Source organism: Mucilaginibacter lappiensis (assembly GCF_050433765.1).
Taxonomy (GTDB): domain Bacteria; phylum Bacteroidota; class Bacteroidia; order Sphingobacteriales; family Sphingobacteriaceae; genus Mucilaginibacter; species Mucilaginibacter lappiensis_A.
The window spans coordinates 622,767-646,039 of sequence record NZ_JBNPWP010000002.1; the positions used below are offsets into that span (position 1 = coordinate 622,767).

Annotated in this window: 23 protein-coding genes and 1 tRNA gene; 12 read left to right on the forward strand and 12 right to left on the reverse strand. The window is 41.8% G+C overall.

Features of this window, described 5'->3' with window-relative positions; all coding sequences use genetic code 11:
- Positions 1-392 precede the first annotated feature (392 nt).
- The 5 genes from purL to M2273_RS08065 all read left to right on the forward strand — a co-directional run bounded on the left by purL (position 393) and on the right by M2273_RS08065 (position 5,227).
- The gene (gene purL / locus M2273_RS08045) at positions 393-2,615 is read left to right on the forward strand and encodes a phosphoribosylformylglycinamidine synthase subunit PurL (protein ID WP_429395167.1); all 2,223 of its coding nucleotides are present in this window, start codon (positions 393-395) and stop codon (positions 2,613-2,615) included.
- Positions 2,615-3,004, forward strand: a complete 390-nt coding sequence (gloA2, locus tag M2273_RS08050) for an SMU1112c/YaeR family gloxylase I-like metalloprotein (protein ID WP_429395168.1) — start codon at positions 2,615-2,617, stop codon at positions 3,002-3,004. The genes purL and gloA2 overlap by 1 nt, the downstream gene beginning before the upstream one ends.
- A gap of 302 nt (positions 3,005-3,306) precedes the next feature.
- Positions 3,307-4,011 (forward strand): tRNA1(Val) (adenine(37)-N6)-methyltransferase, encoded by a 705-nt coding sequence (locus tag M2273_RS08055; RefSeq protein WP_429395171.1) that lies wholly within the window; start codon positions 3,307-3,309, stop codon positions 4,009-4,011.
- A 313-nt stretch (positions 4,012-4,324) separates the two neighbouring features.
- On the forward strand, positions 4,325-4,822 hold the full coding sequence (locus tag M2273_RS08060; protein ID WP_429395173.1) for a metallophosphoesterase family protein: 498 nt from the start codon (positions 4,325-4,327) through the stop codon (positions 4,820-4,822).
- A 135-nt stretch (positions 4,823-4,957) separates the two neighbouring features.
- Positions 4,958-5,227 (forward strand): hypothetical protein, encoded by a 270-nt coding sequence (locus M2273_RS08065; RefSeq protein ID WP_429395176.1) that lies wholly within the window; start codon positions 4,958-4,960, stop codon positions 5,225-5,227.
- Positions 5,228-5,256: 29 nt separating this feature from the next.
- Here M2273_RS08065 and rnhA read toward each other — a convergent pair whose 3' ends face one another.
- Together rnhA and M2273_RS08075 are read right to left on the reverse strand one after the other, a co-directional pair.
- A complete protein-coding gene (gene rnhA / locus M2273_RS08070; RefSeq protein ID WP_429395178.1) occupies positions 5,257-5,727 on the reverse strand; it encodes a ribonuclease HI in 471 nt (156 codons plus the stop codon).
- Positions 5,728-5,803: 76 nt separating this feature from the next.
- Positions 5,804-7,906, reverse strand: a complete 2,103-nt coding sequence (locus M2273_RS08075) for a heavy metal translocating P-type ATPase (RefSeq protein ID WP_429395180.1) — start codon at positions 7,904-7,906, stop codon at positions 5,804-5,806.
- A gap of 116 nt (positions 7,907-8,022) precedes the next feature.
- Here M2273_RS08075 and M2273_RS08080 point away from each other — a divergent pair.
- The 3 genes from M2273_RS08080 to M2273_RS08090 all read left to right on the forward strand — a co-directional run bounded on the left by M2273_RS08080 (position 8,023) and on the right by M2273_RS08090 (position 10,494).
- Positions 8,023-8,096 (forward strand) — tRNA-His (locus M2273_RS08080).
- A 304-nt stretch (positions 8,097-8,400) separates the two neighbouring features.
- Complete coding sequence (locus tag M2273_RS08085; RefSeq protein WP_429395182.1) at positions 8,401-8,811, forward strand: hypothetical protein; 411 nt, start codon at positions 8,401-8,403, stop codon at positions 8,809-8,811.
- 162 nt (positions 8,812-8,973) lie between these two features.
- Complete coding sequence (locus M2273_RS08090; protein WP_429395184.1) at positions 8,974-10,494, forward strand: LruC domain-containing protein; 1,521 nt, start codon at positions 8,974-8,976, stop codon at positions 10,492-10,494.
- Between the two features lie 106 nt (positions 10,495-10,600).
- Here the strand turns inward: M2273_RS08090 and M2273_RS08095 are convergent, their stop codons facing one another.
- A complete protein-coding gene (locus M2273_RS08095) occupies positions 10,601-11,107 on the reverse strand; it encodes a hypothetical protein (protein WP_429395187.1) in 507 nt (168 codons plus the stop codon).
- A 178-nt stretch (positions 11,108-11,285) separates the two neighbouring features.
- On the opposite strand from M2273_RS08095, the gene M2273_RS08100 reads away from it, so the two are divergent.
- On the forward strand, positions 11,286-11,732 hold the full coding sequence (locus M2273_RS08100; RefSeq protein WP_429395190.1) for a hypothetical protein: 447 nt from the start codon (positions 11,286-11,288) through the stop codon (positions 11,730-11,732).
- A 169-nt stretch (positions 11,733-11,901) separates the two neighbouring features.
- Here M2273_RS08100 and ubiG read toward each other — a convergent pair whose 3' ends face one another.
- Positions 11,902-12,702, reverse strand: a complete 801-nt coding sequence (gene ubiG / locus M2273_RS08105; protein WP_429395193.1) for a bifunctional 2-polyprenyl-6-hydroxyphenol methylase/3-demethylubiquinol 3-O-methyltransferase UbiG — start codon at positions 12,700-12,702, stop codon at positions 11,902-11,904.
- Between the two features lie 229 nt (positions 12,703-12,931).
- Between ubiG and M2273_RS08110 the strand changes: the two genes are divergently transcribed.
- Together M2273_RS08110 and M2273_RS08115 are read left to right on the forward strand one after the other, a co-directional pair.
- The gene (locus tag M2273_RS08110; RefSeq protein ID WP_429395196.1) at positions 12,932-13,537 is read left to right on the forward strand and encodes a Crp/Fnr family transcriptional regulator; all 606 of its coding nucleotides are present in this window, start codon (positions 12,932-12,934) and stop codon (positions 13,535-13,537) included.
- Between the two features lie 93 nt (positions 13,538-13,630).
- Complete coding sequence (locus M2273_RS08115; RefSeq protein ID WP_429395198.1) at positions 13,631-14,101, forward strand: RidA family protein; 471 nt, start codon at positions 13,631-13,633, stop codon at positions 14,099-14,101.
- Positions 14,102-14,195: 94 nt separating this feature from the next.
- On the opposite strand, the gene M2273_RS08120 is transcribed toward M2273_RS08115, so the two are convergent.
- From M2273_RS08120 to M2273_RS08155, 8 genes are all read right to left on the reverse strand, one after another.
- Positions 14,196-15,563 carry an alkaline phosphatase family protein gene (locus M2273_RS08120; RefSeq protein ID WP_429395199.1) on the reverse strand — a complete coding sequence of 456 codons (1,368 nt, stop codon included), beginning with the start codon at positions 15,561-15,563 and terminating at the stop codon, positions 14,196-14,198.
- Positions 15,564-15,568: 5 nt separating this feature from the next.
- Positions 15,569-16,774, reverse strand: coding sequence for a metabolite traffic protein EboE (gene eboE, locus M2273_RS08125; protein ID WP_429395201.1), 1,206 nt, complete (start codon positions 16,772-16,774; stop codon positions 15,569-15,571).
- Positions 16,775-16,785: 11 nt separating this feature from the next.
- On the reverse strand, positions 16,786-17,949 hold the full coding sequence (locus tag M2273_RS08130; RefSeq protein WP_429395204.1) for a 3-dehydroquinate synthase: 1,164 nt from the start codon (positions 17,947-17,949) through the stop codon (positions 16,786-16,788).
- A gap of 32 nt (positions 17,950-17,981) precedes the next feature.
- Positions 17,982-18,869 (reverse strand): UbiA-like protein EboC, encoded by an 888-nt coding sequence (gene eboC, locus M2273_RS08135; RefSeq protein WP_429395206.1) that lies wholly within the window; start codon positions 18,867-18,869, stop codon positions 17,982-17,984.
- A 5-nt stretch (positions 18,870-18,874) separates the two neighbouring features.
- A complete protein-coding gene (locus M2273_RS08140; RefSeq protein ID WP_429395208.1) occupies positions 18,875-19,774 on the reverse strand; it encodes a TatD family hydrolase in 900 nt (299 codons plus the stop codon).
- Between the two features lie 95 nt (positions 19,775-19,869).
- Complete coding sequence (locus M2273_RS08145) at positions 19,870-20,610, reverse strand: EboA domain-containing protein (RefSeq protein WP_429395210.1); 741 nt, start codon at positions 20,608-20,610, stop codon at positions 19,870-19,872.
- 9 nt (positions 20,611-20,619) lie between these two features.
- Complete coding sequence (locus tag M2273_RS08150) at positions 20,620-20,982, reverse strand: transmembrane 220 family protein (RefSeq protein ID WP_429395213.1); 363 nt, start codon at positions 20,980-20,982, stop codon at positions 20,620-20,622.
- Positions 20,983-21,226: 244 nt separating this feature from the next.
- The gene (locus tag M2273_RS08155; RefSeq protein WP_429395216.1) at positions 21,227-22,000 is read right to left on the reverse strand and encodes a helix-turn-helix domain-containing protein; all 774 of its coding nucleotides are present in this window, start codon (positions 21,998-22,000) and stop codon (positions 21,227-21,229) included.
- A 481-nt stretch (positions 22,001-22,481) separates the two neighbouring features.
- Between M2273_RS08155 and xth the strand changes: the two genes are divergently transcribed.
- On the forward strand, positions 22,482-23,255 hold the full coding sequence (xth, locus tag M2273_RS08160) for an exodeoxyribonuclease III (protein WP_429395217.1): 774 nt from the start codon (positions 22,482-22,484) through the stop codon (positions 23,253-23,255).
- Positions 23,256-23,273 lie beyond the last annotated feature (18 nt).

Consider the following 23,273-nt stretch of genomic DNA (forward strand, 5'->3'; position numbering starts at 1 on the left):
TTATTATAATACCTTGTGGAAACAAATGCTAAAATTTAAAAAACTCTAAATGCTAATTTCTAAAAGGTTTTGGGGATTCAGATTAGGAAACACACATCCGTTTTTTGCGTTAGTGATCGTCGCGGATACCGGCCTGGTGGTTAATGCCTGTGCAGTATGAGCATAGAGCCCGGCCGCAGGCAACGCCCAATGTTAAATAAAAATTAAAAAGTTAAAAATTGCACCGCTTAGTTATGTAAATGCGATAAGTTGTTTATTTCATCACCAGTATAAACCCTTCCCTGCCATCTCGCATCCAGTCGCACCCCTCCCAAAACCTTTCGCCTTTTACCTTTCTCCTTTCGCCCTTTTTTCTTAATTTTGCGCATCCTTTCAAATAAAACAATAGTACATTGGAGCACCAGGAATTAACCACCGTTGAAACCGCCAAAGATTTAGGCTTATTACCCGAAGAATTTGAACGTATTAAAGAGATATTAGGGCGAGTGCCCAATTTTACCGAGCTTTCTATTTTCGCGGTAATGTGGAGCGAGCACTGTTCCTACAAAAATTCCATTACATGGCTAAAAACTTTACCAAAAGATAGTCCGCGGATGCTGGCTAAAGCTGGTGAAGAAAATGCCGGTCTTGTTGACCTTGGCGATGGCATTGGCTGTGCTTTTAAGATCGAATCACATAACCACCCATCGGCATTAGAGCCTTACCAGGGTGCTGCCACTGGTGTGGGCGGTATTAACCGCGATATATTTACCATGGGTGCAAGGCCCATTGCCCAGCTAAACTCCCTGCGCTTTGGCGATCTTAAACTAGAGAAAACCCAGTGGCTGGTTAAGGGTGTAGTTAAAGGTATAAGCCATTACGGTAATGCCTTTGGTATCCCAACTGTAGGCGGCGAGTTGTTTTTTGACGATTGCTATAATGTGAACCCGTTGGTTAACGCCATGTCGGCAGGTATTGTAAAAGCGGGCGAAACCGTTTCGGCAACATCATACGGCGTGGGCAACCCTGTTTACATAGTAGGTTCGGCAACCGGTAAGGATGGTATCCATGGCGCGGCTTTCGCATCAAAAGATATCACTGCCGATTCTGTTAACGATTTACCGGCCGTACAGGTAGGTGATCCATTCCAGGAAAAACTGCTGTTAGAGGCTACATTAGAAGTTATAAAAACCGGCGCCGTGGTAGGTATGCAGGATATGGGCGCTGCCGGTATCATTTGCTCCAATTCCGAAATGAGCGCCAAAGGTGAGCATGGTATGCGTATTGACCTGGATTTGGTGCCAACCCGCCAGGCTAACATGAAACCATACGAGATCCTGTTGTCAGAATCACAGGAGCGTATGCTTATTGTGGTACACAAAGGTCGTGAAAAAGAAGTGGAGGCTGTTTTTGATAAATGGGATCTGAACTGTGCCATTATAGGCGAAGTGACTGATACCCAGCGTTTAGAATATTATATGCATGGCGAAAAAGTAGCAGATGTACCCGCAGACGACCTTGTATTAGGCGGCGGTGCCCCGGTTTACGAACGCGAATACCGCGAGCCTGCTTATTATGCCGAAAATCAGAAATTTAACATTGATGATGTGCCTGAACCGGCTAACCTGGTTGAAGTTGCCGAACATTTGGCATCGCACCCAAACATCGCGTCGAAACGTTGGGTAACCGATCAGTACGACAGTATGGTTGGTGTACAAACCATGACTGCTAACCTGGCCTGTGATGCCGCTGTTGTTGCCGTTAAAGATACCGATAAGGCTATTGTGTTAACTACCGATTGTAACTCGCGCTATGTATATGCCGATCCGCTAAAAGGTACGGAGATCGCGGTGGCTGAGGCTGCACGTAATATTACCTGTGCCGGTGGCGAGCCTGTTGCCATAACCAACTGCCTAAACTTTGGTAATCCTTACAATCCTGAGGTTTACTGGCAGTTTGTGAGCGCTATAAAAGGTATGGGTAATGCCTGCCGTAAGTTTGAAACCCCGGTAACCGGTGGTAACGTGAGCTTCTATAACCAGTCGGCAGATGGTGGATCTGTTTTCCCTACGCCAACTATTGGCATGCTGGGCATTATGGAAGATACAGGCAACATCATGACCGCCGACTTTAAACAGCCCGGCGACCTGATATACCTGATAGGCGAATCGATAAATGACATCGCATCATCGCAATACCTGGCTTCATGGCATAAAATTTTAAAAGCACCTGCACCTTATTTTGACATGAATAAGGAGTATGATATGCAGCAAACGGTAAAAGAATTGATCAAACACCGGGTGATAGAATCTGCACATGACGTGGCCGACGGTGGTTTATATATCAACCTGTTAGAGTCGGCCATGCCAAACGGACTGGGTTTTGATATTGAAACAGATGGCGCTATTCGCAAGGATGCTTTCCTTTTTGGTGAAGCACAGGGCAGGGTAGTGGTAACCGTAGCTCCCGAAGAGCAGGAACGCTTTATTGAATTTATGGCTACCAGCGAAACTGAATTTAGTTTACTTGGTACCGTTAACAATGGTTTCCTTAACATTGACGAAGAGCCATTTGGTCATGTTACCGATCTGAAAATGGTTCACAGCAATGTATTACATACTATTTTAGGCGAATAATGCTGAAACTAAACCGGATACACCATGTAGCTATCATTTGTTCGGACTATGAAAAGTCGAAACATTTTTATAGTGAGGTATTGGGTTTAAAAATAGTACAGGAAGTTTATCGCGAAGAACGACAATCATACAAGCTTGATCTGGAAGTGGGCGACCAATACCAGATCGAGCTTTTTTCATTTCCTGAGCCGCCTGTGCGGCCATCGCACCCCGAAGCTGCAGGGCTGCGTCATTTGGCTTTTGAGGTTGATGATATTGATGAAGCGGTATCTCACATTAAGGAGGACGGGATAATTATTGAACCTATCCGCATTGATGAACTAACCGGCAAACGCTTTACCTTTTTTGCCGATCCGGATGGATTGCCGCTGGAACTTTACGAAAAGTAATTTTAAGAGTTGTTGGTGACAACACCATAGGTGTTCGGAAGATTGTAATTGCAGTATATATTCCCTCCCTTGGGAGGGGTGCCGTGGATTGTGAAATGGCAGGGAGGGGTTTATACGTGCGATTAAACCTGTAATGTTCAATAAACCCCTACCTCCCCCTTCCCCAAGGAAGGAATCGCACTAGGCCCAAGCTTTCTTTTTATTTCTTCCGAACCTATGGTGACAACACCAACAACGGCGGGAACACCAACAACGGCGGTTAATAAAGCTAAAAGTAAATATTTAATTATAATTTAGCTTCGATGTTTCGCTTTAAACAATTCAGCGTTGACCAAACCGGCTGCGCCATGAAGATCAATACTGATGGCGTTTTGCTCGGTGCATTGACGAATGTTAAAGACCCTTTAAGCATTTTAGATATAGGTACAGGAACAGGCGTAATTGCCCTGATGCTTGCCCAACGCTTTCCTGATGCCCGAATAGATGCGGTAGAGATTGATCAAACCGCGGCCATAACAGCCGACAGCAATTTTAAAAACTCTCCCTTTGCCGAAAGACTTACTTTATATCCATCGGGTTTTGAAGGTTTTTTTGATACTTATCCCGATAGGAAATTTGACCTTGTTGTTTCCAATCCTCCATTTTATATCAATTCTTTGCAATCGCCCGGGGCAAAGAAAACTTTAGCCAAACATACCGACGAGCGCTTTTTTGATAAGCTAATTCAGAATGTATCTGCTCATCTTACCAATAACGGCGTTTGCTGGCTGATACTGCCTCCAGAAACTGCTGTACCAGTAAAGCAGCTGGCCTTGCAGTATAGGCTCTATTCACAAAAAATTATTACACTACATTCTTTTAAAGCGGATGCACCGCATCGAGAAATATTGGCTTTTGGTTTTGATGCTCAGCAAGCTGAAGAAGAGCGATTTGTGATCTATGATGCGCCAAAGGTTTACAGCAAGCAATACCAGGAAATATTGAAAGGGTTTTTGACGATTTTTTAATTTATCTAACTTCACTTATCATCCTGAGGTATCAAACCAGCGGTGTCTAAATGGTTAAATGACATAAGAAGCGGAAGGTTGTGCGATTCCCCTCTTGAGAGGGGGAGGGGTGTGTCCTTTTTATCGCACGTATAGCGATTCCTACGCACCCCTCTCAAGAGGGGAACTAAAAACAAGTACGTCATTGGCAGGGAACGAAGGATCTATTCGCCCTCTTGCTTATCGTATAATAGATGCTTCACTATGTTCAGCATGACAATTTTTCTATTCTCTTGATTCTCGACTCTTACCTCTTGTGTCTATATTTGCTCCCATGACCCGCATAGGCCTTATATCCGACACCCACAGCTACCTTGACGACGCCGTTTTTAAGCATTTTGATAATTGTGATGAGATCTGGCACGCCGGAGATTTCGGTACTCTTGAACTGGCCGATAAGCTGGCGGCCTTTAAACCATTAAAAGGCGTGTATGGAAATATCGACGGTAAAGATATCAGGCAGGTTTACCCCGAGCACTTGCGTTTTAATTGTGAAGGGGTTGATGTTTGGATGACCCATATCGGCGGTTATCCGGGTAAATATAGCCCGGCGGTAAAGAAGGAGATCTATTTAAATTCGCCTAAGCTATTCATTTGCGGGCATTCGCATATACTCAAAGTAATGCCCGATAAAACTATTGGCTGTCTGCATCTTAATCCGGGTGCCGCGGGGCAGCAGGGATGGCATAAGGTGCGTACCCTGATGCGTTTTAATATTGATGGTGATAAAATTCAGGACCTGCAGGTTATTGAATTAGCCGGTAGATGGTAATTTAATTTTGAACGAAGGGTTTTGCTCCAAAATACACCCTACGTCATTGCGAGGCACGAAGCAATCTCTAAGCTGTACAGAGCGAATTGTGCCTATTGTAGAGCGCTCAATTGCCGCTGTGGCTGTTACTTTGTCTTGATACAAAGTAACCAAAGATCAAGTCAGCAGAAATGCTTCTTTGCGCACAAGGCCTTTGCCCTGCAAACCAGCCAGAACCACGGGCTGCTAAACCTTGCCGCTACTTCGTTCGCTCAATCCTCGGCTTCGGCAAGGTTTGCTAATGCCCCTGCTATCACACAGTCCATCATGTTCTGCCCGCTTTCGGCCGAAGCTTATCTGCTAACGGGAAGAACGATGGTAAGAATAGCTATCTGTTGCGTCGTCAAAGTATGGCCCCTCTACTAAATCTTTTGCTTTTTATAGATTGATAATTATTACAATAACCCAGCCTTAGCGTTCTCTACCTCAAAAACAGAATCTATCAGTAATGGTTTTTGTTTACCTGCCGCTACAGCCAGCTCATCGCAACGCTCATTTTCGGGGTGACCGTTATGACCGCGTACCCAGGTAAATTTGATCTGGTGTTGTTTGCTGATGTCGAGGTAACGCAGCCAAAGATCCTTGTTCTTTTTACCGGCAAAACCCTTTTGCAGCCAGCCATTAACCCATCTTTTTTCAATGGCATCAATCACATATTTGGAATCGGAAAATATCATGACCTGCTGGTTGGGGGTTTTTATGGCTTCCAGTCCCTTAATCACAGCCAGTAGCTCCATACGGTTGTTGGTAGTTTTGCGGAAACCTTCAGATAGTTCCTTATAATGCTTGCCCGAACGCAATATAACCCCGTAGCCACCCGGTCCCGGATTTCCGCTTGATGCACCGTCTGTAAAAATCTCGATCATTATGCAAATATAGTAAAGCCCCCCAACCCCCTAAAGGGGGAGCACGAATTTAATATGCTAATCGAAAACTCCCCCTTTAGGGGGCGGGGGGGCTTATTCTCTTAACCTTTAGTCTCAACGAATTGCCAATAACCACCACATCGGAAAAAGCCATGGTAAAAGCGCCTATCATTGGGTTTAAAAAGCCTAATGCTGCAACAGGTATAGCTATGATATTGTAGGCAAATGCCCAGAAAAGATTTTGTTTGATGGTAAGTAGCGTGTGTTTGCTGATCTGCAAAAATTTGATAACCGAATGCAGATCGGTATTCAGCAACACCACACTGGCCGATTGTATGGCTACCTGGCTGGCATCATTCATGGAAACGCCAACATCGGCTTTGGTTAGGGCAGGGGCATCGTTTATGCCATCGCCTATCATTATGGTTTTACCTTTTTGTTTGTAAATATCAATAACCTTTAGCTTTTCGTCGGGTAGTTTTTCGGCATGTACTTCTTTAATCCCTATCTGGCCGGCAACATTTAAACAGCGGTCTTTTTTATCACCGCTTAAAAGCACAGGTACTATCCCCATTTTTTTAAGCTCAGCAATCAGGGAGGCGGTTTCGGGTTTTATCTCATCGTCAATAGCTATTTGGGCCAACAATTTTTGGTTTTTATACAGCGATAAGTTAAAATGATCATTCTTATTGAGCTTGGCGGTTCCCAGGAAATAATTATTGCCCTCCACATCTTCGGCACGCATACCTAACCCTTTTTCTTCCCTGGCTACTTTTAGTATCACCTTTTGTTTAGGTAGTTTTTTTAAGCCGGATACTAATGATTTGGCTATCGGGTGGTTTGATCTTTCTTCAATGGCTATGATGATGCCCCTTACTTGTTCTATATCAACCCCAGGCTCGGCCTTTATCTCATTAATGCGAAATTTACCGGTAGTTAAAGTGCCCGTTTTATCAAACACCACATATTTGGTATTGGCCACGGCTTCAATAGTATCGCCGCCTTTAATCAGGATACCACTTTTTGCAGCACGACCCAGGCCAACCATTACTGCCGTAGGGGTAGCTAAACCCATGGCACAGGGACATGATATCACCAGTACCGCGATAGCGTTCATGAGCGCGTGTTGCAGGCCTGCATGACCCACAAAATAGGTAAGCACAAAAGTAAGTAGTGCAATACCTATCACAGCAGGCACAAATATGGATGCAACCCTGTCGCCCAGTTTTTGTATGGGTGGTTTGGCAGCCTGCGCTTTTTTCATCAGATCAATGATCTGCGACAGGATAGTGTTGGAGCCAACCTTGGTGGCCAGCATGTGAATATTACCGTTAAGCAGTATAGTACCGCCGATTACCTTATCATATTTCTCTTTTTCTACCGGCAAACTTTCGCCGGTAAGCATGGCTTCGTCAACCGAGGCATTGCCCGAGAGTATTTCACCGTCCACCGGGATCTTGTCGCCCTGGTTAACCAGTAAAGTATCGCCGGGACGTACCTCTTTGGCGCTGATCACTTCAACACCACCATTGATAACACGGTTGGCATTTACCTGCTGAAACTTGATCAGATCTTTTACCGCCGAGGTGGTTTGGGTAACGGAACGTTTTTCGAACACATTGCCTAACAGCACCAGGGTAATAATGGTGGCACAGGTTTCATAAAACTGATATTGTGCGCCTAAGTTTTGAATGGTACCCACCAGGCTATATATAAATGCCGATGTTGAGCCAATAAATATCAGCACATCCATATTGGGTACGCCACCCCTGACCGAACTCCATGCACTTTTGCCAAAATGCAAACAACCCACTATAAACACCGGCAGGCACAATAACAACTGTACCACGGGCTGGTGTAAAAAGTGCCAGGGTAGTATCATATGCAGCAGGAGCGGGGCGGTAAATAAGGCGCAGAAGATAAATTTGTTCTCTACCTTTTCATAAAATGCCGGCTGGTGATGCGCAATATCATCAATAACCCTAAATCCTAAATTTTCTATGCCTTTTTTTATTTCGGGGAGTTTGGTGTTGTCGCTGGTTGAAAATTTTACCTCTTCGCTGGCAAAATCAACCAGTATATTATGTAAGCCTTTTTTTTCGAGTAACTTATGTATAGATAAGGCGCAATTATTACAATGCATCCCTGTCACATTCAGTTCAATTAATTGCTCAGCCATAGTTACAAATTTAGTGATTAATTAAAATCGTTCTAAATTAAACAGGTAAGCCGAATGTAATTTTAAAAAGAGTTTGCAAATCGGCGTAAGATTTCTATTTTTGCACTCTCCAAACGGTAGATGTAGCTCAGTTGGTTAGAGCATCGGTTTGTGGTACCGAGGGTCGTGGGTTCGAGCCCCATCATTTACCCAAAAGCCTCTCATGAAAATGAGAGGCTTTTTTGGTTTAGGATGGTTCTGTGATAGCACAGACCAAAGGCTAATGAGCAGCGCCTATTTCTTTTCGATGTTCAGTACCAGTTGATACAAATTGCTGCGACCGAAGCAGCAAAGGTACTTCTCCTCAAGTTGAGATTTTTATCCCCCGCAGTTAAGAATTATGTTAGAAGTTAATAATTTTAATTACTTGTTTATTAGCGCTTTAGGTATTAGGTACAACTTTTAAAAATATGCTTGCGTAATACTACTTACCAATTAATTTAACGTTCTTTAAAATGAAAAAAAAACTACTTACAATTGCTTTGTTTGCCGCTTTTTTGGTGGTTGCCTGCAAAAAGGACAAAAAGCACAATTTGCCTGTTCCCGTAGCCACAAATAGTATAAAGGCTCCAACTGGCTTTAAATGGGAAAATTCAAGAAATATCATCTTTACAGTTAATATTACCGATAGTCGCTTTCAAAGCTCGATGTATTTAGTTGCTATTTATGATGGAGATCCTATTGCAGGCGGCAAATTACTATCTAAGGGCTCGGCAACAACATTGTCTGCTTTTTCGTCAAAAATTTATCTTTCAAAACAGGTAAATCAGGTATATATTGTTAAAACCGCCCCGGATGGCTCCAAGGTTACCCAAAAAACGCAAGTTGGTATGGCCGATATCACAGCATCTATAGGCGCTGATTAAAATTCTACTATTGCATTAAGCACTAACACTAATTGAGTTAGTATCTAAACTCCTTCAAATTCCAAAGCTGTATTTAGCGAGGCGAAGTTGTAATTCCATTACCAAATACAGTTGCTGCAAGTTTGCATGCACTCTTAACGTTTCACATTGCCGACATTTTTTATGAAATTTTTAAACATAGTATTCACCGCTGTACTTTTTTACGCAGGTTCAATTCATCACGCTAATGCACATGAGGCGCCATCGTGGGGAGCAGCTCAAAGCTTTGCCGTTTTAGGCAGCGCGACAATAACATCTACCGGGCCAACTGTAGTTTACGGCAACGTTGGGGTAAGTCCCGGTTCCGCGGTAACAGGTTTTCCGCCTGCAACCATCGTGGGTGGTTCAATATATTCTGGTGTAACATCGCTTGCCGGTCCTGCCGAAGCCAGCGCGTTAGCAGCTTTTAATGCCATAACGCTGCAAACAGCGCCTGCCGGTAACGATTTAACGGGTTTGGTACTGGGGCAAACTACCGGCGCTGTTATCTTAAAGCCGGGTGTGTACACTTTTAGTTCATCAGCACAATTAAACGCTAAGCTTATATTAGATGATGGAGGCGATCCTAACGCAGTTTTTATTTTCAAGATAGGTTCTACACTTACCACTGCCAGCTACTCAAAAGTAGTAATGAGCAGCGGCGGTAAAGGAACTAATGTTTTCTGGCAGATTGGTTCATCAGCAACCATTGGTACATACACCACTTTTGTTGGAAATATTATTGCGATGGCAAGTATTACCATGACAACCGGCGCTACCACAACCGGACGTTTATTTGCTTTAAACGGCGCAACAACAATGGATAGCAATAATGTTGCAGCGATACCGCAAATAGTAGATGAAGACTCAGACGGCGTTGCTGACATTTTTGACGATTATCCAAAAGATGCTTCAAAAGCTTTTAACAATAATGCTGAAACAGCCGCAACCGTAGCTTTTGAAGACCAATGGCCAAAGAAAGGTGATTTTGACATGAACGATCTGGTAATGATTCAAAAATATAATGTGGTTACCAATGCCCAAAATGTGGTTGTACAAGTTATAGGGTATTATACTTTAACAGCCACAGGCGGTACATTTGGCAGCGCATTTGGTGTTGAATTTCCGATACCAAGAGGCAGTGTAACCGGTTTAACGGGCGGCACGCTTGAAGAGGGGCAAACTTATGCCGTTGTAATGTTATTCTCAGACATGCGCAGCGAAACCAATGTATGGAATACCCTGCCCGATGTGCCTGTAATTGCACCCAAAACTTATACCATAAGTTTCAATATAGTTAATGGCCCTAAGTTGGGCGTATTTGGAACGGATTATAATCCTTTTATAATGAATACCGTAGGTACATCGAGGCGTGAAGTGCATTTGGTAGGTAAGCCACCGACTACACTTGCGGATAAAGCCGTGTTCGGAACAGGAGATGACGACACGGCAGTGGCCGCCGGAAGATTCTATTTAACTGCAACAGGCTTACCCTATGCAATAACAGTCCCCGCAAATTTTAGCTATCCCATTGAAGGAGTAGATATAACCAAGGCTTATCTGCACTTTGCGGATTGGGCAAACTCTGGCGGGGTAACGTACACAGATTGGTATAGTAACCTAACAGATGGTTACAGAAACCCGGCTTTAATATTTGTAAAATAATAAGATTTTATAGATAAGGTGCCAGGGGTTCGAGCCCCATCATTTACCCAAAAGCCTCTCATGAAAATGGGAGGCTTTTTGGGTTTGTAAGAGGGTCGAGATTTTTTTATTTAAGGGTAGTGCTTTTTCCTTTCTTCAGTATATTTCCTTTACTATCGTACACCGTCGTATAATCGTCGTTATAAGTCCTGCTCTCAATTCCCAATTTTTCCAGTAGTTCATTGGCTTTTTGCCTGATAAGTATCCATGTGGGGTGTATATCAATATGATCCCAATCCCAAATCTCTGATGGAATATCATCTGTGCCTTTTTTAAATGCCAATAATTCGGTTTTAAAAGATTCATCTACCAACTGATTGCGAAAAATTGTTTCAAAACAAACTGGTGTAAAGGCGTAATCTATTTCCGTTTCCAGTTCGGATATTGGATTAAATGTAGGTGTCGCCAATTTTTCCAATTCGTTCGATGTCAACGCGAAAAGAATAATTGAATTGATCAGATTGGAATAATAAAAATTCACATATTTATCATATTCAGGCTCTTCTTTATTAAGGGGTGAATTATCTATTTCGGGTGATTTTATTCCGAATATTGATTTTAAGTTTATTTTCATTCTCGGTCTGCAAATTCATGGCGGTCTCGTAAATATAATTAATCAACCGATATAAATATGTTTTTGTTCCCTCAGGGTCTCTCGCAGAGTACCCTGAGGAGTTATGCATATTTTTTATACTTTGCAAGCTGCTTCAAGGTCCCTTTTCAAGGAGAACTGAAGGGACATAAAAGAATAAATGAAAAAACTACTGTTATCTGCAATGCTTTTTTTTAGTTGTTGTACGTTTTTTACAGATAAGACAACTGTGAATATCAAACTTAACCCTAAGAATAGTGGATGGTACTTTATAAAATTGATTGAAGATACAACCTTAAGGAATACAGCTTCTATAAATGTTGAATTCAATGATACAGCCAGATTTATTACCATTAAAATTAATGATATAGATAAGACATTAGTAAATCCATTCGATTATAATGGGAACAGTTTATCGCATAGACTTCAATATTTTGGTGTAAAGGAAACAATCTCTAACAACGCTTTTCTTGAATTTTACAATCCAACAGACGAAGAGCTTGTGAACATTGATAAATGGAACCCGACAAACAAACGTGCATGGGAGATTTGGCGTATTGGGGAGCAGACATTTAAAAAATATTATAAGGATACAATTAGAAAATAAGCCCTCCCCCCGCTACCGCAAGCGGGACATATGGGTAATAATACCCTGGTTTACAATCTTGGTGACACTATTTTGTCAGTAGTATACAAAATGTAAACTATTGATAATCAATTATAAATAAGTGTTCAGGGGTGTTCATGTGCGTGGATATGAACACTGCAGCTTATAGCTATTTCTTCACGGCATAACCCATATACAAAATATTCATATCGTTGCTTTCTACCAAAAGGAAATTCTTTCCAAGTTCAGCAAAGGTCCATATTCCTTTTACTCTTTTTCGCAAATAGCCTAACATTGTAGGGATTGAAACACTTGGAGATGAACCTCTGTGTTCTTTCCAGTTTAAATTGTTTTTGGCTAATAAGGTTTTTAACTCTTCGGGCTTAATAAACATATCCCAGTTGTGCAGGTTTGGAGGCATAAAGGCCCAGCGTTTCCATTCCTGCCAAATTTTAATGGCTACCAGTTTGCTAACAAAAGTTCGGTTTAGGGTGTCATAAAAGAATAATCCGTTAGGTTTTAGTACCCTCGATATTTCGGAAATTACTTTAGGCAAATCCATAACATGCTCCAGTACATCACAACACACCACGCAATCGAAAGATTGATCGGGGTAAGGCAAATTTTCTGCAAAACCCTGGTCGTACTTTATGTTCAAGCCACTTTGTTTAGAATGATTTATGGCTGTATCCCTCGAGTTTTCAGAGGGTTCAATGCCTGTTGTTTCAAAACCTAATTTGCATATTTCTTCTGTAAGTATTCCCCCGCCCGAGCCAACTTCCAATGCTGTCATCCCCACCGGGTTTATATTTAGCCTGGTAAGTACTTTCTTTAAATAGCCAACGCGACAAGGGTTAACGCTGGTTTTTAAAAGATGCAGTACGGTGTCGGGTCTCCACCAGATATCACCATTTGCATTGTAAAGATCGTTGTCTATTTTTTCATAAACTTCGGTTGAGATTTTTTCCATTTTAGTTTATAGTTGATTGTTTGTATTGATGATACCAAAACCAAACCGGGCATACATTAAAATTAGATTTGCATTTAAATCACTAAAAGAGGGGTAGGGCATGACAGGATTAATTGGTTATCTAATATAGGAAATACTTAATTATCAGCAAAATAGCTAATTAAAAAGCTTAGAGAATATAAGGAGTTTTTTAAATCAGAATAGATGATCAACTCAATTTAAAATTGCCTTGAATGCATTAACTTCGGGCGTATCTTTATCCGCTTACTCCATGCAGGACAAACTAAGGGAACATATAGAGAAGATAGTACCACTTAGTGATGATGAGTTTGCATTCGTGTGTACTCATTTTACCGTTAAAAAGTTTAAGAAACACCAGTTCCTTATTCAACAGGGTGAAGCTGTAAAGTACCACTACTTTGTAGTTTCCGGACTTTTGAAGCTTGTATATACCGATGATACGGGAAAGCAGCACATTGTTTCTTTTGCCATGGAAGACTGGTGGGAAAGCGATTTTTATGCCTATTACACGCAGACTGAAGCTACAATGTCGTTAGAGTGCGTTGAAGATACCGAGGTCTTCTGCCTTTCGCTCGAAAACTACAAGAAGCTATGCGATGGTCTCCAAAAGATGGAACGTTTCTTCCTTGAAAAAGCAAATTTTGGCTTTATTGGATCACAGCGGCGCATCATATCCTGGCTAACGTCTAACGCCAAAGAGCGTTATGAACAGCTCCTTAAACAATACCCCTCACTTATACAGCGCTTACCCAAAAGCCTCCTTGCCGCCTATCTGGGTGTTTCCCGCGAAACCCTAAGCAGATTAACCCCTTAGTGTGACATACCTCACTTTATAATCGTGAGGTTTGTCAACGTTTAATTCCAGGTGCTATTCACAACTTTGCAGTGTATATTTTAAACTGCAATCATGAAAAAAATAGCAAAACTTTTAGCATTAATATTAATCACTACGGTGCCTGTATTGGCACAAACTAAAAACCCCAATAACATGGAAAAAAGAATCATTAATCCCTGGCAATGGCAGGATAAACGCAGTTATGTGCAAGCCGTTGAGGTAAAACATGTGGAAAGCACACTATATGTTTCGGGGCAGACGGCTATAAACGCTGATGGAATATCAAGTAACGAAGACATGAAATCCCAATTAATTCAGGCCCTGCAGAATCTGGAACAGGTTATCAGCGAGGCCGGGTACGAATGCAAAGGTATTGTTAGGTTAAATATTTATACCACTTCGACAGCAGAGCTTTGGCCTCACTTTCAAATTTTTCAGGATTGGATAGCTAAGCATGACGTTAAACAAGCGCTTACTTTGTTAGAAGTGAAAAGCCTTTTTGAAACATTAAAGGTTGAACTGGAGGCTACAGTGGTAAAATAATCATTTAAAGAAGCTGTCGAATTTAGTATCGTTAGCCACCCTTTATGGGGCAAGGTCTTTAAAGCAGATTTTTGCCCCATTTTTATACCCTAATTCAAATTTTTGCTTTATCGTTTAAATGCTGCCAGATAATATCAAAAACATCAACGGGAGCAATCTTATCCTGCGAAACATGACTTTCGGTTATTAATACAGGTTTATACTTTTCAGGAATACCAATCCGCCCATGCGACCCTTTAATCAACGTGGCATCTAACGGAATAACATCCATTACATACCGGAACCCAGCTTTTTTACGCAGCAATTTATAGCCTGCACGGGCTTTTGAGGTCATAAACATTTCCACAGGGTCGTAACCCGGTTTCTTGTGAATATCAACTACGCGGGCATAATCAGGTGCTTTAGCATCGTCAAGCCAAAAATAATAGGTAAACCAGCTGTTTTCAGCAGCCATTAATACCAGCTCCCCGGCGCGCTCATGGTTGATGTGATAGGCGGCCTGCTCAGCCCGATCAAGCACAAGCTCAATACCCGGCACTGTTTTTAGTAAAGCTTTTACCTGCTCGGTTACCGATGGATCATTGATATATACATGGGCTATCTGGTGGTCGGCAACAACAAACGCTTTGGAAGCGCCGGGATCAAGCAGTTCTAAGCCCCGCTCCACACGTATCTGTAGTAGATTATGTTCACGAAATAAACGGTTTAAATGTATGGGGTTGTTTACCGGTGCGATACCATATTCGGACAATAGAACTATACGCGCTTTTTTCTTTTCATAAAAAGTAACCAGCTCTTCAACCAAAGCATCTATTTCCCCAAGCTCTTTAGCTATTTTTGATTCATCTGGTCCGAATTTTTGAAGGCAGTAATCCAGATGCGGCAGATAAATTAAGGTAAGGGTAGGGTTATGCAGGTCATCAGTATACATGGACGCGTCTGCTATCCATTTGCTCGATTTGATATTTGCTCCCGGACCCCAGAATTGAAACAGCGGAAACTGCCCGAGTTTTTCTTGAAGTACATCACGCAATTCCGCAGGGTGCGAATAGCAATCGGGCATTTTTCTGCCATCAGCCAGGTAATTTGGTCTTGGTGTTACCGAATAATCGGCAGTAGAATACATATTATACCACCAAAACATCATCGATGAGGTAAAAGATGGGTCTTCTTTTTTGGCTTTATCCCATATCTTGTCTCCAGCCACCAGCTTGTTCGATTGTTTCCAGAATTTAACTTCGCTGTCAATACGGTCATACCATCCGTTGCCTACTATACCATTTTCAGATGGATATTTCCCGGTGAGATAAGCTGATTGCACAGCGGTAGTCACAGCTGGCAAAAGCGGCTCAATAGTAGTCAGTTTTTTTTGTGCGATATACTTTTTTAAAAAAGGCGTATGCTCACCAATCACAGCGGTAGATAATCCTACAATATCAATAACAACCGTTTTATTCATCATAGCAATCAGTTTGTTAATTCATGCTTAACCCACTCCAATTCTCTTATGATAGATTGAGTAAGCGGGATCTTTAATGCATCGGGCAATACGCCCCAGGTATAGGTTTCTACTTCAAGATGGTTGGTGAAAGGGTTTTGTGCCTGTATACTTAATACTTTTATAATATCGGCTTGTGTGGATTGAAGCAGACCAAAACTTTCTAAAAATACAGGAACGTGGAAATGCGCTCTCCATTCCTTAGCATCATCCGTAGCCTTTAAAGCTTCGGGCAGATCAGGATATCGTAATAATTTCCCATCCGCAAGCCGGGCAATAACCTGGTGAAGATAGGTTGGCTCATTAAATTTCTTAAACTCTGATAGGATTAACTGCCGGTTTTCGGATGATGTATCAAATGCCGCTTTGAGTGCAGCGCTGATCTGGATCTTGCCTACTTTTATCCCCTTTTGAGCCAGTTCATTAATGATGATTTCATGTGGTTCATAGCCTATAGCAAAATGACAAACATCATAACATAAATTCACATGTTCTTTAATGATGTCTTGAGCTTCGGTAGCCGGTATTTTAAATTCTTCCTGAAAAAGGGTAACGCCCTGCGGCAGCAAAATTTCCTCGAACCATTGTATGAACTCTCTCCCTGTTTCCAGCACGCCATCGGGTTCCGGTTCTATATCCAAATGTAATGTAATCCCGGTTTGTTGTTTTATTATATGAAGTTCAGCAGCTACCCGTAGTATGTTCCTGGTAGCCTCAAGTTTGGCTGCTTCCAGTGCCTGCTCATTGCTAAACCAATGTTTATAACTTAAGGGTGATGTTGATATGCCACCTTCCATGCCTTCAGGTAATAAATAAGCCAGGATCTTGAAAAGTCTTATGGTATAGTCCAAACGGTCGGTTGTTGTCCAATCGGGCGCGTGTACCTGATCCTTGACTATAACGTTATGAAACCCGCCATAAGGGAAACCATTCATGGTAAATACATAACCTTCATTAAGTTGCAGCCACTGTTTAAACTGCAGCAGATTATCGCCCTGCAGGATCTCGATACTTGCAATATTCGACAAACGTAACCCAATGCCCATCGGTGCATCCGGTGATAATTGCTTCTTTATCTCGGGAAAGCTAAGTTTTAAAGCATTGAAATGATCGGCCCAGTTTTCGCCTGCATGTATATTGGTACAATAGGTTAAATGTCCTGCTGTAAGCTTCATAATTATATTAATTATTGCAATTTAAGTCCTTGCATTTCACCCAGTTTTTTACTGGCTTGTTTTAATATTTCCGTGTCGATCTCGTGCACTTCCTCGCCTTTACCAATGCCATTCAAAAGCATAATGGTTAACTGCCCGCCCAAATGTTCACGAAACTCTTCCAGACCGGCCAATATCGGGCTGTTCTCTTTATCAACCTGTAACAGGCTATGTGAAACTTCAAAGCCCAGGTTTTGCAATGTTTGGATTATCCGGTTACTTTCCTGAGATGATATACGGCCGGAAAGATCAGAATAAACCGTATCGAGCGCAATGCCCATGGCTACTGCTTCGCCGTGGCGTACTTCAAAATTGCTTAAGTACTCCAGTTTGTGGGCGCTCCAGTGCCCAAAATCAAGCGGTCGCGACGAGCCGCTTTCAAACGGGTCTGCACCGGCTATATGATCCATATGGAGTTGCGCGCACTTCCAGATCAGGTAATTCATTGTAGCCATATCCCGTTGAACCAAAGCTGCTACATTTTTTTCTATCCAGTTAAAAAACTCCGCGTCATTTAATAAAGCAACCTTTACCGCTTCAGAAATTCCAGAGCGCCAATCACGGTCGGTAAGGGTTTCTAAAAACTGTTCATCATTAAAAACAACCGTTGGCGGCGCAAATGTTCCTAAAAAGTTTTTCTTTGAAAAAAAGTTGATACCGTTTTTTACTCCAATGCCCGAATCATTTTGTGATAATACGGTGGTAGGTATGCGTATATGTTTAATACCACGATGAGATACCGCGGCGGCGTAACCCACCATATCAAGCACCGAGCCACCGCCAATTGCCACAATATAGGAGTGCCTGTCAATACCATACGTATTAACAGCCTCAACAACCTGGTTAAAATAAACTATATCATTTTTAACATCCTCGCCACCCGGTACAATTAAAACATCCTGAATGAGCTGAACGGAGTTATAAAAAGAAAAATATGCTTGTATTTCTGCTATCAGCTTCGGATTCGCGTCAATAACACCCTTATCGGCAACGAACAGTATTTTGCGCAATGAATGGGATGTAGCGGAGCTGAGCAAAAAATCATTAAAAAGTGTATTAGTCTTGTTGAAAATGCCAGCTGTAAAGTAAACCTGGTATTCAAACTTAACAGAAAATGATTGAGATAAATGCTTCATGTACAGAATAAAGAACGTTCTAAATTTATTAATTAAGTAACTGCAAAAATCTTTGCCAGCCAAATAGATAAAGGCAGTAAACAGGCAATGATCAATGCCGCATAAATAGTACTGAATGTTGCAGCCCAGGCCGCATCCATCAGTATAAGTGAAATAACTCCTGCTTTAACCGCGCCTCCTATATTTTTACCTATCGGGTTTTGAATTGCCTTGATCAGGGGTTTAAATATCATCCACAAAAATGGGATCAGGATAATGGCAGACAAAAGCAGCTTCTCATTAAGGTAGGAAAAATAGAGGATAAAACCTGTTACTATGCTATATAATATGGCCGCGATATATAAATTTTTCCTGCCGCCACCATGCACTTCGCCACGGCTGATCATGGTGATTGAAAAAATATAAACAATAGGTACAATAGCCAGAAAATACCATTGAGTTAAAGCTTCCATTAAAATGCTCATGCCCAAAAGTAAGTTTAAGCCCCTGCAAAAACCCATGTTAAGCGGTCCCCAAAAGGGGTGATGTTTGCTGATTTTATTATATAATAAGGCAAAAAGACTTATTCCCGTAGCCAACGAAGCAGATTCCGTGCTAACTAAACCCGCAGCTATAATACCTGCGAGTAAAAGGATACTGCCAAATACAGAGGCCTGCTGCAGGCTGACGCGTCCGCTTGGGATAGCGCGTTCCGGGCGTTCTATCTTATCCAGATCGGCATCAAAAACATCGTTAAATACAATGCCGCCACCATACAGACAAGCGGTTGAAAAGCAAAGCATTATAATGGCTTGCAAATGATCCTGGAAAATCTCTCCTGAAAAAATACCCGCTATAGCTGCACCCGCCAACACATCGGCAACCGAGGTTACAACGTTTGCAGGCCTCATCATACGCAGGTAAACCAATATTTTTTCCAAAATGCTTAACTAATAATAATGGAAGATTTATTGATACGGGGCTGCTGACCGCCGCGTAAAATACTGTTTCCCTCAAACTTGGCGCTTTGGTCTATGGCGGTAATAAAATCAGCTTCGTCAATCTGGCCGCTTTGGGCAAAGGCAGTAATGGCGTTGCGATAGGTAACCAGCTCGATATCGGCAAGGCTTATCCCGTTAAGTTTCATTAAAGCGGCAGTTTTGGGTACCGCCATCGGGTCACTGATACCCCAGTCTGCCGCAGAATTGACCATGATACGCTTAGGGTCATATTGCTTGGTAATTTCCACCATGCGCTGGTTGCCCATCTTGGTAAACGGATAAATGGTAAAGGCCGCCCAAAAGCCCCTGTCAAGTACTTCTTTTACAGTTTCCTCGTTGTTGTGGTCAACAATTACCATGTGCGGATCGAGCCCATGTTCAATGGCTATATCCATACTGCGTTGGGTTCCACGTTTTTTATCACGGTGGGGGGTATGGATCTGCACCGGCAAACCGGATTCTTTTGCCAGGTCAAGCTGCAAACGATAATATTTTTCCTCGGCGGCGGTTTGGTCGTCAAATCCTATTTCGCCGATGCCCACAACGCCATCTTTATATATAAACAGGGGCAGCATTTCCATAACCTGCTCGGCCAGCGCATCATTATTTGCTTCTCTTGAGTTGAGGCCAATGGTGCAGTAATGCTTTATCCCAAACTGCGATGAGCGGAATCTTTCCCAACCTACAAGACTGCTGTAATAATCTTTGAAGCTATCTACACCCGTACGCGGTTGACCTAACCAAAAAGAGGGTTCTATAAGTGCAACTATGCCTGCATCGGCCATGGCCTGGTAATCATCGGTAGTGCGCGATGTCATGTGTACATGGGGGTCGAAAAATTTCATACCCTTTATTAAATCCATGTCAAATTTCTCTGTTGATTGCTCCAACGGCACACTTCTTTCTTCTGTATTATGGCTACAACACATTTTAATATTTTTTATGTTAACAATTCATTGCCGTAAAAATGACCTTGTTTCATATTGTTCAATTGTTCCTGAGTAACAAACTTTTCAACCAGGTACCAAAGCATGCTATTCACTTCCCTGCCGGCAGCATAGCGTTCCTTAGCATAATCAATCAATATGCGTGCAAGTTCTTTGTTGGCCCTGGTATCTAATCCATATAATTTATCCACCTGCTTTTCGGTAAAGAAAGCTTTCAAAACCATTTGGTTCCATGCCGCTTCGTCCAGGTTTTCGGCTGGATAAGGGTTATTGTACATAATGGCTTCTAATACTATTCCAATATTACTCCTGATGCCCTCTGCGCAGCGTTTTACCCATAATTTAGGGTGAGATAACAATGGAAGGGCTGAATATAAAGCAACCTGTTCATTCATTTCAGCAACCGAAAAAAGGTTTTCGATGATCTGAAAATACTTGTCTTTATCGACACTGTTGTACTTAATTAACAACCAAACCCTGCTCAGCCTGTCAGCGGTCCAGTAATCGATTGCAAAACCTGGTCTGATAGATGCTAATAGCTCTTGTTGCCTTTGCGTTACAGTAATGATCGCTTTACCAGTTTTACGCGGTATCATGACGAAAGCTGTATTAAAAGCAGTGTTATTAATTATATTATTGTCTGCACTGAGCCAGGCCCAGGAAACCGGGTCGATATTATCCTGGATTATGTCCGCGATCACCGCGTTTAATTCCTCTTTATTGTAGGTGATCATAACCTATTGTTAAAGCGCAAAATAATTAATTAGTAATGCCCCGGCTATAATAAGTAAACCAAAAAACTCTCTTGTTTTTTCAATATAAGGCTTGGTTGCCTGCATACTTTCAACCAAGCTTGGTTTATTATATTTAGTTATCCAATCACGTACGCCATCTTTTTGAAAAAAGAGTATTGCTGCATAAACAAGATAAAAGGCTGTAAGTAAAATGTAAATAAGGGGGTAAAACTTACCAAAAGCAGCCAGCCCACAACATACGGCAGCACTTAAATATATGGGTACCCATAGGTACCAATCAACATCATTAAAATTTAAATAGGCAAAAGCCAGGAACGAAATCAGGAAAACTATATTTAAAATCAAAAGCATATTAACTTAATTTATTAAGTCATTAATGGCAAAATAAGATCACTTATAACGGTGAGGCCAATTTAAAGAATAAAATCATTCTATGTCTAATCTCGCATAATTAATATAAATGTTACAATAATTTGTTTTTCGGATCTTTGGTAATCGAACCCTTTTCCGAAACTGTCTTGCGGTTAGCCGCTATGCGTAAAGGGTTAAGATCATGTATTTGCTCTTGTTGGTTTGCAAGGAAATCCAAATTGCTTTACAGGTAGTCATATACAGCGGTTCCGTATACATTTTTAAACAATTTGCTGAAATACGCCGGACTGTCAAAACCTGCTGCATACGATATTTCCGAAACGGTGCGGTATTTACCGCTTTCTATAGCTTCTTTCGCAACCTGTAAACGTATGCTTCGGATGTATTGATTAGGAGTTATACCCAGTATTGATTTGAACCGCCTGTACAATTGCCTTTCACTGATAGAAAGTTCATCGCTTAAAATGCCAATATTGATATCAATCTTACCGATATATTTTCTAACTAACTGCTCTAATTCAAAAAGCCAGGCTTGATCTGATGCGGATATTGCAACGCCTGAACCTGTTAAAGGTTTGTTGCCGGTTTGAATACCGCGAAATGACAATTGTTCGGATTCTTCAATTTTTTTATAGGTGATGTTTTTTGCAATTGCGAAAACAACCTGTTCTGTTTTTATAGGTATTGATGTCCAGGCAAGCCATACCGTATCGCCCGATTTTGTTATATATCTGTTCTCGAAATTTAAAAGTGGAACGCCTTTTAGGATTTTTTCTCTTTTCCTGCCCGTAATTAATTTATCATCTGCATGAATAAAATGACTTATCGGCATGGAGAAAAGCTCGTCGTTACTATAGCCAAGTGTTTCTGAAACAGCGGGATTTATTTTTTTAAAATAGCCATCATAACCTGCTACACAAATTAAATCAGGAGACAGATTGATAAAAGATTCAAAGTCAAACATATAATTTGAAGCCAACAGATCAGTCTCGGTCATAGTATTAAGATATTTATAATCAGGGAAAGTAAAAATATGAAATCATCATCATCGCAACAAACTATAGTTTTAAAGTTGTGGCAGTTTTATGAGGTGAATTGTCAGTTTTTTTAAAGACGCTATAGTGATCTTTGCAAATCTTTAGGTTAAATCCAAAATTTCTGAAAAATGAAAATACTCGCCTTATTTCGAATATTTGTATTGTTTCCATTATTCGGAATATTAATACCGGATATAACTGTCATTTTAAAAGAACCAACTTTCAAAATTCCATTTTTTCACGTAGTTATCTGTGTCGGAATATTACTCCTGATAATTAGTTCAATCGTTTTACAAAACTATATTTCATCACAGCGTCGCGAATAAGTGGCCTTATACAGTAAATGATATACACATTTACGGCACTTCAGCAGATTTGATTGAACTTTAATGGAGAATAGCAATTGATTTTTTAACTTAGTTTTCTGTTGAATCAAGTGAAATGAAAATAGCTACGTACAATGTTAATGGCGTTAATGGACGCTTACCGGTATTACTCCGCTGGCTGCAAGAAACCGAGCCGGATGTGGTTTGTCTGCAGGAACTCAAAGCCCCGCAGGAAAAATTCCCCGAACAGGCCATTAATGATGCGGGTTACCGGGCCATCTGGCATGGACAAAAGAGTTGGAACGGTGTGGCGATCTTATCCCGCGACGGCAATATTCAGGAATCAAGGCGCGGATTGCCCGGTGATCCCGAAGATCTGCACAGCCGCTACATTGAGGCCATCATAAACGATGTGGTGATAGGGTGTCTTTACCTGCCTAACGGCAACCCGGCACCGGGACCCAAATTTGATTATAAGCTGCAATGGTTTGACCGTTTGACTGCCCATGCACAAGACCTGCTGAACCGCAAGATTCCTGTAGTGCTATGCGGAGACTATAACGTGATGCCCACCGAGCAGGATGTTTATAAACCCGAACGCTGGCTCGACGATGCCCTGTTCCGGCCCGAAACCCGTGCGGCTTTTCATAATTTGTTGGCGCAAGGCTGGACAGATGCCATCCGCAAGTTATATCCAACCGAAAAGATCTATACCTTTTATGATTATTTCCGCAATGCCTACGGCCGTGATGCCGGTTTGCGCATCGATCATTTCCTGCTCAGCCCGGAGCTCAACAGCCGGTTGAAAGCAGCCAGTGTTGACCGTCATGTGCGTGGCTGGGAAAAAACCAGCGATCATTGTCCTGTTTGGATCGAATTAACACATTAATCCTGCGCTCAGCCTCCG

What these genes read in the sequence shown, in the direction of transcription:
- gloA2 (WP_429395168.1), top strand. Translation starts at nt 2,615, where the DNA reads ATGCTGAAACTAAACCGGATACACCATGTAGCTATCATTTGTTCGGAC.
- M2273_RS08055 (WP_429395171.1), top strand. Translation starts at nt 3,307, where the DNA reads ATGTTTCGCTTTAAACAATTCAGCGTTGACCAAACCGGCTGCGCCATG.
- M2273_RS08060 (WP_429395173.1), top strand. Translation starts at nt 4,325, where the DNA reads ATGACCCGCATAGGCCTTATATCCGACACCCACAGCTACCTTGACGAC.
- rnhA (WP_429395178.1), bottom strand. Translation starts at nt 5,727, where the DNA reads ATGATCGAGATTTTTACAGACGGTGCATCAAGCGGAAATCCGGGACCG.
- M2273_RS08075 (WP_429395180.1), bottom strand. Translation starts at nt 7,906, where the DNA reads ATGGCTGAGCAATTAATTGAACTGAATGTGACAGGGATGCATTGTAAT.
- M2273_RS08085 (WP_429395182.1), top strand. Translation starts at nt 8,401, where the DNA reads ATGAAAAAAAAACTACTTACAATTGCTTTGTTTGCCGCTTTTTTGGTG.
- M2273_RS08090 (WP_429395184.1), top strand. Translation starts at nt 8,974, where the DNA reads ATGAAATTTTTAAACATAGTATTCACCGCTGTACTTTTTTACGCAGGT.
- M2273_RS08095 (WP_429395187.1), bottom strand. Translation starts at nt 11,107, where the DNA reads ATGAAAATAAACTTAAAATCAATATTCGGAATAAAATCACCCGAAATA.
- M2273_RS08100 (WP_429395190.1), top strand. Translation starts at nt 11,286, where the DNA reads ATGAAAAAACTACTGTTATCTGCAATGCTTTTTTTTAGTTGTTGTACG.
- ubiG (WP_429395193.1), bottom strand. Translation starts at nt 12,702, where the DNA reads ATGGAAAAAATCTCAACCGAAGTTTATGAAAAAATAGACAACGATCTT.
- M2273_RS08115 (WP_429395198.1), top strand. Translation starts at nt 13,631, where the DNA reads ATGAAAAAAATAGCAAAACTTTTAGCATTAATATTAATCACTACGGTG.
- M2273_RS08120 (WP_429395199.1), bottom strand. Translation starts at nt 15,563, where the DNA reads ATGATGAATAAAACGGTTGTTATTGATATTGTAGGATTATCTACCGCT.
- eboE (WP_429395201.1), bottom strand. Translation starts at nt 16,774, where the DNA reads ATGAAGCTTACAGCAGGACATTTAACCTATTGTACCAATATACATGCA.
- M2273_RS08130 (WP_429395204.1), bottom strand. Translation starts at nt 17,949, where the DNA reads ATGAAGCATTTATCTCAATCATTTTCTGTTAAGTTTGAATACCAGGTT.
- M2273_RS08140 (WP_429395208.1), bottom strand. Translation starts at nt 19,774, where the DNA reads ATGAAATTTTTCGACCCCCATGTACACATGACATCGCGCACTACCGAT.
- M2273_RS08145 (WP_429395210.1), bottom strand. Translation starts at nt 20,610, where the DNA reads ATGATCACCTACAATAAAGAGGAATTAAACGCGGTGATCGCGGACATA.
- M2273_RS08150 (WP_429395213.1), bottom strand. Translation starts at nt 20,982, where the DNA reads ATGCTTTTGATTTTAAATATAGTTTTCCTGATTTCGTTCCTGGCTTTT.
- M2273_RS08155 (WP_429395216.1), bottom strand. Translation starts at nt 22,000, where the DNA reads ATGACCGAGACTGATCTGTTGGCTTCAAATTATATGTTTGACTTTGAA.
- xth (WP_429395217.1), top strand. Translation starts at nt 22,482, where the DNA reads ATGAAAATAGCTACGTACAATGTTAATGGCGTTAATGGACGCTTACCG.